14 protein-coding genes, 1 tRNA gene and 1 pseudogene are annotated in these 15,157 nt (G+C 67.3%); all 16 read left to right on the plus strand.

Annotated features, from left to right (window positions below; translation table 11 throughout):
* Positions 1–23: 23 nt before the first annotated feature.
* The 16 genes and pseudogenes from LKE50_03510 (at position 24) to LKE50_03585 (ending at position 15,132) form a co-directional block, all read left to right on the plus strand.
* A complete protein-coding gene (locus LKE50_03510) occupies positions 24–428 on the plus strand; it encodes a peptidyl-tRNA hydrolase (GenBank protein ID MCH3967679.1) in 405 nt (134 codons plus the stop codon).
* Between the two features lie 124 nt (positions 429–552).
* Positions 553–2,163, plus strand: a complete 1,611-nt coding sequence (gene metG / locus LKE50_03515; protein ID MCH3967680.1) for a methionine--tRNA ligase — start codon at positions 553–555, stop codon at positions 2,161–2,163.
* A 3-nt stretch (positions 2,164–2,166) separates the two neighbouring features.
* Positions 2,167–3,072 carry a 16S rRNA (adenine(1518)-N(6)/adenine(1519)-N(6))-dimethyltransferase RsmA gene (rsmA, locus tag LKE50_03520; protein ID MCH3967681.1) on the plus strand — a complete coding sequence of 302 codons (906 nt, stop codon included), beginning with the start codon at positions 2,167–2,169 and terminating at the stop codon, positions 3,070–3,072.
* A gap of 1 nt (position 3,073) precedes the next feature.
* Positions 3,074–4,069, plus strand: a complete 996-nt coding sequence (locus tag LKE50_03525) for a TatD family hydrolase (GenBank protein ID MCH3967682.1) — start codon at positions 3,074–3,076, stop codon at positions 4,067–4,069.
* Between the two features lie 104 nt (positions 4,070–4,173).
* Complete coding sequence (locus tag LKE50_03530; GenBank protein ID MCH3967683.1) at positions 4,174–4,902, plus strand: double zinc ribbon domain-containing protein; 729 nt, start codon at positions 4,174–4,176, stop codon at positions 4,900–4,902.
* A 415-nt stretch (positions 4,903–5,317) separates the two neighbouring features.
* Positions 5,318–6,316, plus strand: coding sequence for a transporter substrate-binding domain-containing protein (locus tag LKE50_03535; protein ID MCH3967684.1), 999 nt, complete (start codon positions 5,318–5,320; stop codon positions 6,314–6,316).
* A 165-nt stretch (positions 6,317–6,481) separates the two neighbouring features.
* Positions 6,482–7,067, plus strand: a pseudogene (gene raiA / locus LKE50_03540) (ribosome-associated translation inhibitor RaiA).
* Complete coding sequence (locus tag LKE50_03545) at positions 7,060–8,151, plus strand: DegV family protein (protein MCH3967685.1); 1,092 nt, start codon at positions 7,060–7,062, stop codon at positions 8,149–8,151. Before raiA ends, LKE50_03545 begins: the two are co-directional and overlap by 8 nt.
* A 54-nt stretch (positions 8,152–8,205) precedes the next feature.
* Entirely contained in the window at positions 8,206–9,264 is a 1,059-nt protein-coding gene (locus LKE50_03550; GenBank protein ID MCH3967686.1) for an NAD(P)-dependent oxidoreductase, read from the plus strand.
* Positions 9,265–9,267: 3 nt separating this feature from the next.
* The gene (locus LKE50_03555; GenBank protein ID MCH3967687.1) at positions 9,268–9,732 is read left to right on the plus strand and encodes a hypothetical protein; all 465 of its coding nucleotides are present in this window, start codon (positions 9,268–9,270) and stop codon (positions 9,730–9,732) included.
* Positions 9,733–9,793: 61 nt separating this feature from the next.
* Complete coding sequence (locus LKE50_03560; protein ID MCH3967688.1) at positions 9,794–10,570, plus strand: NYN domain-containing protein; 777 nt, start codon at positions 9,794–9,796, stop codon at positions 10,568–10,570.
* A gap of 20 nt (positions 10,571–10,590) precedes the next feature.
* The gene (locus tag LKE50_03565; protein ID MCH3967689.1) at positions 10,591–11,367 is read left to right on the plus strand and encodes a hypothetical protein; all 777 of its coding nucleotides are present in this window, start codon (positions 10,591–10,593) and stop codon (positions 11,365–11,367) included.
* On the plus strand, positions 11,368–12,471 hold the full coding sequence (locus LKE50_03570; GenBank protein MCH3967690.1) for an isocitrate/isopropylmalate family dehydrogenase: 1,104 nt from the start codon (positions 11,368–11,370) through the stop codon (positions 12,469–12,471). It begins immediately after the preceding gene.
* Positions 12,472–12,550: 79 nt separating this feature from the next.
* Positions 12,551–13,633 carry a hypothetical protein gene (locus LKE50_03575; GenBank protein MCH3967691.1) on the plus strand — a complete coding sequence of 361 codons (1,083 nt, stop codon included), beginning with the start codon at positions 12,551–12,553 and terminating at the stop codon, positions 13,631–13,633.
* Positions 13,634–13,751: 118 nt separating this feature from the next.
* Entirely contained in the window at positions 13,752–14,966 is a 1,215-nt protein-coding gene (locus LKE50_03580; GenBank protein ID MCH3967692.1) for a purine-nucleoside phosphorylase, read from the plus strand.
* Between the two features lie 90 nt (positions 14,967–15,056).
* Positions 15,057–15,132: transfer RNA gene (locus LKE50_03585), tRNA-Thr, on the plus strand.
* The last annotated feature ends 25 nt before the right edge of the window (positions 15,133–15,157 follow it).

Here is a 15,157-nt window from a genome sequence, read left to right on the forward strand (position 1 = left end):
TTCTCCGGAGGATGACCTGCCACATGTCCGTCTCGTCGCCACATGCCACCGAGTACCGCCAGTACCTCGTGGCCGACCGTTCGCTCGGGATGAGCCCCGGCAAGCTCGCGGCCCAGGTCGCGCACGCCTCCGTGGCGTTCCTCATCCACGCCACCGAGGTCGACGTCGATGCGCTCACGGCATGGGCGACCTCCGGCGAGGCCAAGATCGTGCTGGCTGCCGAGGGTGAGGAGGGCCTGTCCGCGCTGGTCGTCCGCGCACGCGACCATGGCCTCGTCGAGGACCGTGACTTCTTCGTCATCCGTGACGACTGCCGCACCGAGCTCGTCCCCGACGCCACTGGCAGCCGTTGGACCTGCGTGGGGTTCGCCCCGGCGCCGGCTGACGTGATGGCCCCCATCACGGGGAGTCTTCCGCTGTATCGGTAGGGAGACCTCCCTCGCCCCGCCCCTCTCGCCGTCGTTGCTACAATGGTCTGGCTGCGCACGTGGTGGGCCCCTGGCACGCCTCCGGCGCCGGCATCGTTTCCGCATCCGTCCCGAAGAGGCCCCCATGGCAGAGCACACCAAGCCGTCCTTCTATATCACCACCCCCATCTACTACGTCAACGCCGCCCCGCACCTGGGCACCGCGTACTGCACGATCCTGACCGACGTCCAGGCGCGCTTCCGCCGGGCGCAGGGCATGGACGTCAAGTTCCTCACCGGCCTCGACGAGCACGGCGAGAAGGTCGCCACGGCAGCCGCCGAGCATGACATGACGCCGCAGCAGTGGTGCGACTCGCTCGTACCCTCGTTCACCGACCTCTGGAAGACCCTCGAGATCACCAACGATGACTTCATCCGCACCACCCAGCCCCGCCAGACCAAGGCCGTCCAGCATCTCTGGGACGTCCTGAAGGAGAAGGGCTACATCTACAAGGGGTCCTATGACGGCTGGTACTGCGTGCCTGAGGAGACCTACTTCACCGAGACCCAGGTGGCCCATGCCGACGAGGCCAACCACACGGAGGGCCAGCACCTCTGCCCCGACTGCGGTCGTCCCCTCGAACGCGTGCAGGAGGAGAGCTGGTTCTTCAAGCTCTCGGAGTTCCAGGAGCCGCTGCTGGCGCTCTACCGCGAGCACCCCGAGTTCGTGGAGCCCGAGATCCGCCGCAACGAGGTCGTCTCGTTCGTGGAGGGGGGCCTCAAGGACCTCTCCATCTCGCGCACGAGCTTCGACTGGGGCATCCCGCTGCCCTTCGACACCAAGCACGTCACCTACGTCTGGTTCGACGCGCTCATCAACTACCTCACGGCCGTGGGCTACGGCGATGACACGCCCGAGGCGGCTGCCGAGCTGGCCTATCGCTGGCCTGCCCAGACCCACATCGTGGGCAAGGACATCATCCGCTTCCACTGCGTCATCTGGCCGGCCATGCTCATGGCGGCGGGCCTTGCCGTCCCCGAGCGCGTCTTCGTCCATGGCTTCCTCATGGTCAAGAACAGCGAGACCGGTGCCGGCGAGAAGATGAGCAAGTCCCGCGGCAACGCCATCGCGCCCGCCGAGGTCATCGACATGCTGGGCGTCGAGGGCTATCGCTACTACTTCATGACCGACGTGGCACCCGGCACCGACGGGTCAATCTCGTTCTCGCGCATGGAGCAGGTCTACAACACGGACCTCGCCAACAGCTGGGGCAACCTCGTGTCCCGTGCGCTCAACATGAGCGCCAAGTACTTCGACGGCAAGACGCCTGCGCTCGACGGGTGGGCCCAGAGGGACTCGCCGCTGCGCACCATCGCCGACGGGCTCTACGGCCGCTATGCCGACGCGATGGCCGCCTATGCCTACCATGATGCCGCCCACGAGGTCATGGAGCTGGTCCATGCCGCCAACCACTACATCGAGGACACCGAGCCCTGGGCGCTCGCCAAGGACCCGGCCAAGGCCGATGACCTCGCATTCGTGATCGAGGGCCTGCTCGAGGCCATCCGTGTCTCGGCGCACCTGCTCGCTCCCTTCATGCCCGAGACCTCGGCCGAGGTCCTGCGGCGCATGTCATGCGAGCCCGAGGCGACGACCGATGACTGCGAGGCCGCCTGCACCTGGGGCCAGCTCCCGCAGGATGCCCCCGTCACCAAGGGCGACGCGCTCTTCCCGCGCCTCGACACCTCCAAGTAGCGCATGGTCGCATCCCCCCTTGCCAACCCCCAGGCCACGCGCGACGTGCTCGAGCGGCACGGCCTGGCCGCCAAGCATCACCTGGGCCAGAACTTCCTCGTGAACGACGCCGTCATCGCCCACATCCTCGAGCTCGCCGAGCTGGACGAGAAGGACGCCGTGCTCGAGGTGGGTCCTGGCATCGGCACCCTCACGGTGGCCTTGGCTGCCGGCGCCGGCGCCGTGGTGGCCGTCGAGGCCGACCGCTCGCTCGCACCGGTCCTCGCCGAGACGTGCGCGGACGTGACGGACCGTATCGCGCTCGTGCTGGGGGACGCCCTGAAGGTCGGTGCCTGGCAGCTCGACGAGGCGCTCTCGTCGCTCGAGGCACCCGGGGTGCAGGGCTGCCTCACGAGCTTCGTCTCGAACCTGCCCTACCAGGTGGCGGCCACGGTGCTGCTCCGCTTCCTGCAGGAGGAGCCCACCATCGACCGTGCCGTCGTGATGGTGCAGCGCGAGGTGGCCGACCGCATCGCGGCCGTGCCTGGTACCAAGGCCTATGGGGCCTACACCGCAAAGCTCGCGCTCCAGGCCGAGGTCACGGGACGCTTCGAGGTGGGACCTGGCAACTTCATGCCGCCCCCGCATGTGGACTCGTCGGTGGTGCGCCTGGACCGTCGGGTGCCCACGGACCCCGACACGGCCGAGCCCCTCTCGCCTGCTCGCTGCGAGGCGGTGGCGGCCGTGATCGACGCGGCCTTCGCCCAACGTCGCAAGACCATCAGGAACTCCATGTCCGCCTCGGGCCTCTCGCGCGAGGAGCTCGACGTCGCCTTCGCCGCGGCGGGCATCGACCCCAGGTGTCGTGCCGAGACGCTCGACGTGGGCTCCTTCGTGCGTCTCGAGAGTGCGCTCGGAAGGTCTGACTGACATGTCGCAGGAGCTGGTCTGTGAGGATGACCTCACGCTCGAGGACGGCGAGCTCTTCCATTCCAAGAAGGGCCGCGTGCTGGTCGAGCCCGCGCCCCTGGCACCTCTTGCAGACACCCATGGCCACCTCACGGTCATCTCGCAGCATGACCCGGCCCGTGCCATCGCCCGTGCGGCCCTGGCAGGCGTGCGCCTGCTCGTCACCCCGCTCGACCCGGTGGACGACCGCCATGACATGGATGCCGTGCTCGCAGACCTCACGGCCTGGCAGGACCGTGCCAGGGGACTGCTCGCCGACGCGGTCAAGCGGGGCCATGTCCCTCCTGTCTGGCAGGCCCACCCTGGACTTCCCGAGCTTCCCGACAACGTCCGCCTGGTCGCCGGCGCGCACCCGTACGGGGCGCTCGAGTTCGATGACGCGGCGCGGGCACGTATGGGTCGCATGCTGGCAGACCCCCGCTGCGTGGGCGTGGGCGAGATCGGCCTCGACTACACCTGCGACGTCCCGCATGACGCGCAGCTCGCCTGCTTCTCCGAGCAGCTTGCCATGGCACGCGAGAGGGACCTTCCCGTCGAGCTCCACATCCGTGACGTGCGGGACGACCCGTCTGCCGAGGCGCATGCGGACGCAGCGGCGCTGCTGGCACGCGAGGGCGTGCCTGACGCCGGCTGCGACCTCCACTGCTTCACCAACGACGTCGAGGTCGTGCGCCCCTTCCTCGAGCTGGGCTGCCATGTGGCCTTCGGCGGGGCCGCGACCTTCAAGAGGAGCGATGACATCCGCGAGGCGGCGGTGGCCGTGCCGCTGGGGCGGCTCCTGTCCGAGACGGACTGCCCCTACATGGCTCCCGTGCCGCTGCGCGGTCAGGAGTGCGAGCCCGCCATGGTGTGCTTCTCGGCGGCGTGTGTGGCCGATGCACGTGAGGCGGCCGGCGTCTCGACGAGGCTCGAGACCTACGAGGCCCTCTGGGCCAACGCCTGCGAGCTGTTCGGGTAGGGCGGTCGGCTCGACCCTGCGGCCCGCGCCCGTGGGGTGCTCCCGACGCGTTACACTTCTCGTATCGGCAGCCTCCGGCGCGTCTCGTACGCGGGAGGCCGCGCATGCCGATCCCCCGGCTCTCGGACATAGCCGATGACCTGCTCGAGCTCGCCTATCCCACGCGCTGCCTGGGATGCGACGACCCTGGGGAGCTGCTCTGTCCCGACTGCCGTGCCGCGCTTCCCTGGATAGCGCAGAGGTGGGCCTGTCCCACCTGCGGCGCCCCCTTCGGCTGGCTCACCTGCACGGAGTGCACCCATGACTGGGAGCCGCGTGCCACCGTCTGCGCCCTCTCGCACGAGGGCACCGCCGCCCGCATGGTCGTCGGGCACAAGGACGCCCATGAGCGCAGGCTCGCCCCCGTGATGGCAGCCGCCCTTGCCTGCGCCCTGGACGAGGCTGCCGCCTGGCCGGCGGCAGACGGCCGTGCCCGCTTCGATGCCGAGTCGGTCGACGGAATCTGCTTCGTCCCGGCGTCACCGGCCGCCTATGCCCGACGGGGCTTCGACCACATGGAGGCCGTGGCGCATGAGCTCGCGCGCTTCGAGGGGCTTCCCGTCATGGACGTCCTCGCGCGCCGTGATGCCGCGGACCAGCGCACGCTCGGCAAGGAGGCGCGCGCCCGCAACGTGTCGGGCACGTTCTTCCTGGCGGAGGAGGTGGCCGGTGTACGGCTCCTCCTCATCGATGACGTCGCCACCACGGGCTCGTCGGTCCGCTCCGCGGCAGCCACCCTGTTGGCCCATGGTGCCGGCGAGGTCACGGCCTGTACCTTCGCGCGGGTGTGGTGAGGCGGCCGCCCGACCACGTCCCCCCATCCTCCCTCGAGGCCTTGGAGCTTTTGTCGAACATGCTGCTAGCGCAGAAGGTCCCTTGATCACACTGCTATACTTCAAACGTTTCACCCAGGTCTGTGGTTGCGGGGGCGCAAGCCCCCTAGTCCATGGCAGACGAGGCCGAAGGGATCCACGTAAGCTGCTGCGTGCGCGCAGGGGCGATCATGGTTCGTCCTAGAAGTAAGTCGCACCGCCCGTCATACCAGAGGCATCCCGCCTCGCGGGCGAGAGGGTCAGTCGTGAAGGCACCGTGGTGCCCGAGCAAACGCCCCGGTGCGCGAGTGTGGGGGCAAAGACCAGGTCAGCTGGGTGGGATGCATGAATGAACGTCAGAGGCACGCATAGGCAGCAGGTATCAGGGAGCCGTCTCATGAAGCGCAGGTCCTTCGTCGCCCTCCTCGGCGCATGTGTCGCAGGGGCACTCGCACTCCCGCTTGCGGGCTGCTCGTCAACCGGGGTCCTCTCGTCGCTCGGCCTTACCACGACCTCCGTCGACGACGCGCGCACGCAGGCGCAGGAGGCCGTCTCGCCCACGGTCACCACCCCGACCATCGCCACGGACGGCACCCTCACGGTGGGGCTCCTCACCGAGTCCGAGTCCGCCCCCCTCTGCATCACCGACAAGGCCGATGCCGTGACGGGCATGGACATCGACATCGCCTCGGCCATCGCCGACGAGCTGGGGCTCTCGGTCAAGTTCGTCTCGGTCAGCTCCTCCACGTCCGGGTTGCAGTCGGGCTGTGACATCGTCATGGGGGCGACGAACGGTGCCGATGGGGTCAAGGTCGTGTCGACCTATGCCGAGAAGGCCACCTGCCTGTTCCACCAGGGCGTCGTGGGCGTCGCCACGACCAGCCAGCTCTCTGGCAAGACGGTCGCGGTGCAGGATGGGTCCGTGTCGCAGAACACCCTCTCCAAGACGAACCTCGTCACGACGCAGAAGACCTTCGGCAACCTCAACGAGGCCTTCGAGGCACTGAGCGCTGGGACCGTCGACTACGTCTGCTGTGACGCCTACTCGGGTGCCTATCTCGCGGCCACCTACAAGGGCATCACCACGGCAGGCACCATCGACGCGCCCACGTCCCTGGGCATCGGGGTCTCCTCGAGCAACTCGAGCCTCCAGACTGCCGTGGCCGGCGCCTACCAGGCCATCTCGCAGGACGGCCGGCTCGACCTCATCCGCACCCGATGGGTGGGCAGCATGGCCCAGCTCACCTCGTCGAGCCAGATCCAGGGGATCACGTCCACGTCCACGTCGGCCGCCACCGGTTCGGCCGACTCGGCTGCGACCACCTCCTCGTCAAGTGGCAGCGACGGGTCGACGGCCGGTTCGAACGCGGTCGCGGCGGTCTCCTCTGCCAGCTGATGGGGTTCGACCCATCCGCACCGACCGCTCGTGGGGCAGGAGCAACCCATCGCGATTCCGGGCGCTTGTTTGGGTATGACCACTGTATCCGGGTCCACACGGGCCGCCAGGGAACAGTGGCGGCACGAGTCGGAACCTGCACTGTTGGCGACGAATGGAGGCAACATGGTGGACATCAAGGTCTCTGGGCGCAAGACGACGGTCACAGAGCCGCTCCGCGAGTACGTTGACGAGAAGATCGGCGATGCCCTGAAGGTGTTCGAGATGCGGCCCATGAGCTGCGACGTCGTACTCCGTGTGGAGAACAACCCCTCGAACCCCGATCGCTCGACCTGCGAGGTCACGGTCTTCGTGCGCGATGCCGTCGTACGTGTGGTCGCCACCGATCCCGACATGTACGCAGCCATCGACATCGCTGCCGACAAGGTCACCCGGCAGCTGCGCAAGTTCAAGACGCGCGTGGTCGAGCGCAAGCACCGCTCCGAGGGGCCTTCCCCCGCAGCCGCTCACCACGACGGACTACGCCGACCTCATCGACGAGAAGCCCGGGGACGAGGACGAGCTCGTCCGGGAGAAGGTCATCGACCTACCGCCGATGACCGAGGAGCAGGCCCTGGTCCAGACGGACCTCATCGGGCATGACTTCTATGTCTTCACCAATGCCGAGACGGGCCTCGTCAACGTCATCTATCACCGCCATAATGGCGGGTATGGCATCATCAAGCCCAAGATCGAGGAGTCGGATGAGTAAGAGGGACGAATCCAGCACTACCGAGGACAGTACGGCCGCGGCGCCCGAGGCAAAAGCCCCGGACGCCGCGGCGCGTGCGGGTCATGCCTTCCGCAAGCGCGCCACCTGCACGATCATCGTCGACTCCTGTGCCGACTTCTCGCCCGTGGTGGTCAAGGCCCTGGGCGTCGACGTCATAGGGTTCCCCTACGTCATGGATGACGGCGAGCACGTGGACGACCTCTGGCAGTCCATGGACCCGCATGACTTCTACGAGGCCATGCGCAAGGGGGAGCAGATCACCACCTCGGCGGTCACGCCCGGGCATTACCTCGAGGTCTTCGAGAAGGCCGCCCAGACAGGGCTCCCTACCATCTACCTCGCCTTCACGGCGGGCCTCTCGTCGAGCATCTATGCTGCCCAGCAGGCCGCCGACATGGTCCGCGAGGAGCATCCTGGCTTCCGCATCGAGGTCATCGACAACCTCTGCGACTCCTGTGCCTCGGAGCTCCTTGCCATCGAGGTCGTCCGACAGGCAGGCAACGGCCTGTCGTTCGACGAGCTCGTGGAGTGGACGAGCGAGGCCCGCTTCTTCCTGCAGGGCTACTTCACGCTCGACTCCTTCGATGCGTTGGCTCGTGGCGGGCGCATCCCGCCTGCTGCGGCGCAGGTCACCGGCAAGCTCGACATCAAGCCCGAGCTCTCGTACGACCTCGACGGGTCGCTCAGCCTCAAGGGCATGTGCCGCGGTCGCAAGAAGGCGCTCCGCGCGATCCTCGCCGACTTCAAGGCGAACTACTCGGGCGACACGAGCCTGCCCATGGCCATCGTCTCGGCCGATGCCGAGAAGGACGCGGACTGGCTCGAGGAGCAGGTCAGACGTGAGCCTGGCTGCTCTGACCTCGCCATCATCAGGAGCTCGGTCTCGCCCGTGCTCGGTGCCCATGTGGGGCCGGGCATGGTGGCGCTCACCTTCTGGGGAAGCGACCGCCGCGAGAAGGTCTCCCTCACCGACCGCATCGCCCGCAGGGTCAGGAACGGTGACGTCGCGGACGAGGCGGCCCCCGGTGCCGACGTGCCGGCGCCCCCGACGCAAGACCACTAGGCATCCGCCTCTTCCCGTGACCTCGCACGTCCCTATCGTATCGAAAGGAACCACATGTCCTCTCAGAACCTCCAGAAGGTGGCCCTCATCGGCTGCGGCATCATGGGCGCGCCCATCGCAGGCCACATCCTCGATGCGGGGTATGACCTCACGGTCAACAACCGCACCAAGGCCAAGGCCGACGCCCTCGTGGCGCGCGGGGCCCATTGGGCGGACACCCCCGCCGAGGCCGCGGCAGACGCCGACGTGGTCCTCACGATGCTCGGGTATCCCGATGACGTCGAGGACGTCTACCTCGCGACGCATGGCCTCATCCGTGCGGCCAAGAAGGGCGCCTGGCTGGTGGACCTCACCACGTCGTCACCCCAGCTCGCCCGCGACATCCATGACGCCGCAGAGGTCGAGGACAAGCATGCCGTCGACATCCCGGTGACCGGTGGCGAGGGAGGAGCCCAGGCGGGCACCCTCACGCTCATCGTGGGCGCGACCGAGGACGAGGTGGCGCCCATCCGTGCTCTCCTCGACACCTTCTCGAGCAAGCTCTTCTTCTTCGGCGCGGCGGGCTGCGGCCAGACCGCCAAGCTCTGCAACCAGGTCTCGCTCGCGAGCTGCATGGTCGGCATGGCCGACTCGATCGCGCTGGCCGAGGCCGGCGGGATCGACGTGCACAAGATGCTCGACATGGTGGGCTCGGGCATGGGCGGTTCCCGCGCGCTCGCCGAGCTCGGCCCCAAGGCGGCTGACGGCGACTACAAGCCGGGCTTCCTCTCCGAGCATATGCGCAAGGACATCGGGCTTGCCATCAAGCAGTCCGAGGATGCCGACATCACCCTTCCTGGCGCCGAGAACGCCTTCGTGCTGTACGACATGCTCTGCCAGATCGGTGGCATGCGCCTGGGCACCCAGGCGATCGAGCTGCTCTATTCGGACGAGGCCACCTCGGTGGCGGCAGGTCTCGACTGGTCGCTCCTCGATGCCGAATCCCTCGAGGGGGACGGCGACGGCGACGGCTGCGGCTGCGGCCATGACCATGGGCACGGTGACGGCTGCGGCTGTGACCACCATCATGGTGATGGCCACACCTGCACCTGCGATGACGAGGGCGAGGAGTAGCGCGTGGACGGCTTCGCGATAGCCATAGTGGGGCTGCTCCTGCTGGTCTTCGGCATCGTCCTCGGGGTCCGCATCGGGGAGGAGCTGGCCGCACGCTGCACCACCACCAAGGACTACTGGCTCTACAACCTCGCGGTGCTTCTCGTGGGGTCGGTGGTCTCGGCCTTCGTCTGGGCGACGGGCTGGGTGGTCCTGGCCTTCCTGACCATAGGCCTCATCGCCGGCGGCATCGCTGGCCTCAAGTTCGGCTTCGGTGAGTCCGTGGGCCCCTGGAAGATCCACGACCGCTTCTTACGCGTCAACAAGAGCCAGGTCAAGGCTGCCGAGACGGGCCGTGCGGCGGCGGCACGCGAGCGCCGCAAGAAGGGCGAGCCCGAGCCCGAGCTCATGAGCGTGGCCGCACCGGGAACGGATGCGGACCCACACGGGGACTCGTCGTCAGACCCGCATATCAGCAACAAGGGCTAGCCACAGGGCCAGCCCCCAACGACAGAACGGAACGGAACAGGAAATGAATCCCATCAATACCATGAGCGAGGCAGCGCAGAGCTCCATCGCCGTGCTCATCGACTACGAGAACCTCGCCCTCGGCACGGGCCGTCGCAAGAGGAACGGCCACCAGGAGGAGGGCCCACGCCCCGACGTGGCGCGCATCCTCGAGCGCCTGGTCGAGAAGGGCCGCGTGGTGTCCAAGCGCGCCTATTGCGACTGGCAGCGCTTCGAGGACGCCGTGACGCCCCTCCACGAGCTCGGCATCGAGCTCATAGAGATCCCCGACCGGGCCTATACCGGCAAGAACTCCGCCGACATCCGCCTGGCGGTCGACGCCGTGGAGATGTGCCTCACCAAGGACCACATCGACACCTTCGCGATCCTCTCGGGAGACTCGGACTTCTCGCCGTGCGTGGCCAAGCTCAAGGAGTATGGCCGCCGCGTGATCGGGGTCGGCATGAAGGAGGCCACGAGCCCGCTGCTGGCCGAGAACTGCGACGAGTTCATCTTCTACGAGGACATCGTGACCACCGGCGGCCTGCCCCCCTATGAGGGGAAGGTCCCCAAGGAGAAGCAGCCCTGCTACCAGCTCCTGCTCGAGTCCATCGACGCCATCCAGCGCGAGAACGACGGCGCGATCCTGGCATCGCTGCTCAAGGACACCATGCGCCGCAAGCGTCCGCAGTTCTCGGAGGGGAGCTACGGGTACCGCTCCTTCACGGAGCTGCTCAAGGAGGCCGCCTCGCTCGGCCTCATCGAGATCCATCGTGACCAGCGTAGTGGGACCGCCGTCGTCGACGGCTTCTGCGAATAGGCAAGGAGAGACGAGGGACCATGGCAACCAAGAAGACCGATACCACCAAGAAGGACGAGCCCGAGGCCAAGAAGGCACCGGCGAAGGCCCGCAAGGCCGTGACGACGGCCAAGGCCACGACCAAGAAGCCCAAGAAGCCCGCCGCCAAGAAGAAGCCCGCGACCAAGAAGGCCGCGGCGGCCAAGGAGCCCGAGGCCCAGCCCGAGGCCGTCGAGCCAAAGCCCGAGACGATCACGCCCGAGGACGTGGCGGCGAGCGTGGAGGAGCTCTCGGGAGCCAACCGCCGTCATCGCCAGGAGGCCTCCCATACCGTCGCGCTGGCAGCCAAGGCTGATTCGTCGGTCCTGGCCCCGCACATCGATGACCTGGTCGACGCCCTCTTCCGTCCCGAGGCGCAGACGAGGTGGGAGGTGCTCGACGCCCTGGCGGTCTATGCGGCAGATGGCGGCGAGGGCGCCGAGACCGCCTACGACGGTGCCGAGGCGTCGCTGTTCGACGAGGGCTCCTCTCGCGTGCGCCTCTCGGCATTCCGCTTCCTGGCTGCGCTGGGTGCCACCTCGCCAGAGCGCTCTGACGAGGTCTGGCCCCTGCTCGACGAGGGCATCCAGTGCTTCCACGGTGACCTCGAGTATCGGGACATGCTCGTGGCCCTGCTCGACTTCGTGCGCGGCTCCATCTCGCCTGCGACGCGCGATGCGCTCGTGGAGCGCATCAGCTTCGACGCGACCTCGGGCCGTGGCTACATCAAGACCTGCTCGGCGGACATCATCGCCGCATCCAATGAAGGGACCAAGTAGATGGCTTCTCAGACACATCAGGTAACGCTCATCCCCGGAGACGGGATCGGCCCCGAGATCTGCGCGGCCATGCGTCAGGTGGTCGAGGCCACGGGCGTGGACATCGACTGGCACGTCGCCGAGGCCGGCGCCAAGGTCATGGACAAGGAGGGCACGCCGCTTCCCCAGTACGTGCTCGACTCCATCAGGCAGACCGGCATCGCCATCAAAGGGCCGGTCACCACGCCTGTGGGCTGTGGCTTCAGGAGCGTCAACGTCGCCCTGCGCAAGACGTTCGACCTCTATGCCTGCCTGAGGCCGTGCCTGTCGACCCCCGGTGACGGCAGCCGCTACGAGGACATCGACCTCGTGATCGTGCGCGAGAACACCGAGGACCTCTACGCGGGCATCGAGTTCGAGGAGGGCTCGCCAGAGGCGGCCCATCTCATCCAGGAGGTCGCGGCCTCGGGGGCCGGTACCATCCGACCAGACTCGGCCATCTCGCTGAAGCCCATCAGTCGTACCGGCTCCGAGCGCATCGTACGCTACGCCTTCGACTATGCGCGCGCCAACGGGCGCCACAAGGTCACGGCGGTGCACAAGGCCAACATCATGAAGTGCTCCGACGGCCTGTTCCTCCACACTGCCCAGGAGGTCGCCAAGGACTATCCCGACATCGAGTTCGAGACACGTATCGTCGATGCCTGCTGCATGGGCCTCGTGATGGACCCCCATGACTTCGACGTCCTGGTGCTTCCCAACCTGTACGGCGACATCCTGTCCGACCTCTGCGCCGGGCTCGTCGGCGGCCTGGGCCTGGCCCCCGGTGCCAACATCGGGCATGACTGCGCCATCTTCGAGGCCACCCACGGCAGTGCCCCCGACATCGCAGGCAAGGACATCGCCAACCCGACCGCCGAGATCCTCTCCGCGGCCATGATGCTCGACCACCTGGGAGAGGGGACGGCCGCCACGCGCGTGCGCCAGGCGGTGCGCGACACCCTCGCCGACGGGAGCTGCGTCACGGCGGACATCAAGAAGGCGCTTTCAGGCTCCTCGAAGGGCTGTGTCGGTACCTCCGCGTTTGGGGCGGCCGTTGCGGCACGTGTGACGGAGCTGGGGTAGACTAGGGCAGATTCAGCACGGTTCGGGGGGTGGGCGGTTCTTCTCGCCCCGCGGCAACACGTCAGGAGGGCCATCAGCAATGGCAGACGAGAACAAGCAGGACGACGTCGAGGGCACCACGACCGACGTCGACAAGACCGAGGTCAAGGCGGCCGACCCCACGACCGCAAAGGCCGACGACAAGGCCGAGGAGAAGGCCGATAGCAAGGCCGATAGCAAGGCTGATAGCAAGGCCGAGAAGAAGGCTGAGAGGGCCAAGCAGAAGGCCGAGAAGGCTGCGGAGAAGGCCGAGCAGGCCGCTGCGGTCGTGAAGGCTCCCAAGCCCAAGCGCACGGTGAAGCTCCCCGTCTTCATCATCGTGGCCGTGGCCTGCCTGGCGGCAGGTGTCGCCCTCGGGTACTTCGTCCTCACGGGTCTGCTGGCCGGCGGTACCGTGGCCGGCAAGACGACCGTCTCCGAGGACCAGCTCGACGCCACGCTCGGCAGCTACACCTATGACGGCCAGACGACCAACGTCACCGTCCGTGAGGCCATCGAGACCGACTCGACCCTTGACTCGGCCAAGCAGGATGACGGCACCTACACGGTACCTTCCGCGGACACCGTCGTCTCGATCGCCCGCAACGCCATCGTTCAGAAGCAGGTCGCGGCAGAGGGCATCACGGTGAGTGATGACGACGTCTCCTCCTATGCGGAGAGCTCCCTGGGCTCCTCCGACTATGCCACGATCGCCTCGCAGTACGGCATGACCGAGGATGCGGTCAAGGAGACCCTCACGGAGAGCTGTGGCACCAAGAAGCTCTATGACAGCGTCGTGACCACCACCACGACCTCGGCTCCCACGGCCCCCACGTCGCCTGCCGATGGTACCGACAACGACACCATGACGGCTGACTATGGCGCCTACGTCGTGAACCTCCTCGGTGACGAGTGGGACTCGACCACCAACACCTGGGCTCGTACCGACGGCTCGTTCTACTCGGCCATGAAGGACATGCAGTTCACGAGCGACTCCGCGAGCTACACGCAGGCCGAGACCGCCTACTACGTCGCCTACCAGCAGTACTCTCAGACCGCGAGTGACGCCTCCTCGCAGTGGACCTCCTATGTGAACGGCCTGCTGTCCAAGGCGACCATCTCGCTCAGCACGCTCGTCTCCTAGAAGAGGCGCGTTCGCAGATAGCACGCGTGATGGCGGGGCCCTTCGGGGCCCCGTTCGCGTATGGTGGCAAGGAACTGCGGACGGCCCGTCGACTTCGGGCCCTTCGCAGGCAGACAGCATGAGACGTTCGAGCGGAGGCAGGATGAAGGTCGTCGTGAGCAGGTGCCTGCTGGGCGAGGCATGTAGGTACGACGGCGAGGCGCGCCCGTGTGAGGCCGTTCGCCAGATGCGGGATGCCTTCGATGTGGTTGGGGTATGTCCCGAGACGGAGGGAGGCCTCGCGTCCCCACGCCCGCCTGCCGAGAGGAGAGACGGGCGGGTCGTGCTCGAGGATGGGACGGACGTCACGGTCGAGTTCGCCCGCGGTGCCCAGGCGGCCCTCCGTCGTGCGTTCACGGCTGATGCGGGCCTGGCCGTACTCAAGGCAAAGAGCCCCTCCTGCGGGAGCGGCTGCATCTATGACGGAAGCTTCACGGGAACGCTCGTGCCAGGCGATGGCGTCTGTGCCGAGCTCATGAAGGGGGAGGGGATCTGCGTGGTAGACGAGAACATGGTCACCAAGTGCAAACCTACGATGGAGCATCCGGTCGCTCTCGTGCTCGGCAGCGGGCTGGGCGCGCTCGCCAACGACGTCAAGCCCGTGCGACGCATCGACTACCATGACATCCCCGGCTTCCCCGAGGACGCCACCCCGGTGGAGGGGCATCGCTTCGAGGCGACCATCGGTACCGTCGATGGCGTGCCCGTGGTGGTCTACCCGGGGCGCGTCCATCTGTACCAGGGCTATGGCGCCTCAGAGGTCACGGCGCTCGTGCGGCATGCCCACAGGCTCGGCTGCCGTGACATCGTCTTCGCGTGTGCCACGGGTGCCATCCCCGGCAAGGCCGAGATGGGTCTGGGCCTCATCACCGACCAGATCAACCTCACGGGGACCAACCCGCTGGTCGACCAGCAGGACCTCTGCGACGTGGACTCGCCGTTCGTGGGCATGACCGATGCCTATACGCCCTACCTCACGGCCATTGCCAGGGGCGTCGCGGCGGACCAGGGCATCACGCTGGGCGAGGGTGTCTATGCCGGGATGCTCGGCCCCAACTTCGAGACCGCCGCAGAGAATGCCGCGCTGGGTGCGTTGGGCGTCTCGTACGTGGGGGTCTCCACGGTGCTTGAGGTCATCATGGCGCATGCCTTGGGCATGAACGTCCTCGGTCTCACGCTCGCGGCCAACATGGCAGGGGACGCCAGCGTGACGCATGAGACGGTGCTCGAGGCGGCGGAGACCTATGCGGACGACTTCGAGGACCTCGTGAGGGGCGTGCTCACCAAGCTGTAGCCAAGAGGCTCATTCGGGCTTGCCATCGCGCTGGAAGATAGGGTAAAGTAGGTGCCCGTTGCGTGCTTTCGTGCGCGTGGCCCATAGTGTGCCGGCTTAGCTCAGTTGGTAGAGCACCGCTCTCGTAAAGCGGGGGTCAACAGTTCGAGTCTGTTAGCCGGCTCCAGAGAATACGCAGGCCATCGGGTATG

Source organism: Atopobiaceae bacterium (assembly GCA_022483015.1).
Taxonomy (GTDB): Bacteria; Actinomycetota; Coriobacteriia; order Coriobacteriales; family Atopobiaceae; genus JALCUE01.

What these genes read in the sequence shown, in the direction of transcription:
- LKE50_03550 (MCH3967686.1), top strand. Translation starts at nt 8,206, where the DNA reads ATGTCCTCTCAGAACCTCCAGAAGGTGGCCCTCATCGGCTGCGGCATC.
- LKE50_03535 (MCH3967684.1), top strand. Translation starts at nt 5,318, where the DNA reads ATGAAGCGCAGGTCCTTCGTCGCCCTCCTCGGCGCATGTGTCGCAGGG.
- LKE50_03560 (MCH3967688.1), top strand. Translation starts at nt 9,794, where the DNA reads ATGAGCGAGGCAGCGCAGAGCTCCATCGCCGTGCTCATCGACTACGAG.
- LKE50_03530 (MCH3967683.1), top strand. Translation starts at nt 4,174, where the DNA reads ATGCCGATCCCCCGGCTCTCGGACATAGCCGATGACCTGCTCGAGCTC.
- LKE50_03570 (MCH3967690.1), top strand. Translation starts at nt 11,368, where the DNA reads ATGGCTTCTCAGACACATCAGGTAACGCTCATCCCCGGAGACGGGATC.
- LKE50_03545 (MCH3967685.1), top strand. Translation starts at nt 7,060, where the DNA reads ATGAGTAAGAGGGACGAATCCAGCACTACCGAGGACAGTACGGCCGCG.
- LKE50_03510 (MCH3967679.1), top strand. Translation starts at nt 24, where the DNA reads ATGTCCGTCTCGTCGCCACATGCCACCGAGTACCGCCAGTACCTCGTG.
- LKE50_03525 (MCH3967682.1), top strand. Translation starts at nt 3,074, where the DNA reads ATGTCGCAGGAGCTGGTCTGTGAGGATGACCTCACGCTCGAGGACGGC.
- LKE50_03575 (MCH3967691.1), top strand. Translation starts at nt 12,551, where the DNA reads ATGGCAGACGAGAACAAGCAGGACGACGTCGAGGGCACCACGACCGAC.
- LKE50_03580 (MCH3967692.1), top strand. Translation starts at nt 13,752, where the DNA reads ATGAGACGTTCGAGCGGAGGCAGGATGAAGGTCGTCGTGAGCAGGTGC.
- metG (MCH3967680.1), top strand. Translation starts at nt 553, where the DNA reads ATGGCAGAGCACACCAAGCCGTCCTTCTATATCACCACCCCCATCTAC.
- LKE50_03565 (MCH3967689.1), top strand. Translation starts at nt 10,591, where the DNA reads ATGGCAACCAAGAAGACCGATACCACCAAGAAGGACGAGCCCGAGGCC.
- rsmA (MCH3967681.1), top strand. Translation starts at nt 2,167, where the DNA reads ATGGTCGCATCCCCCCTTGCCAACCCCCAGGCCACGCGCGACGTGCTC.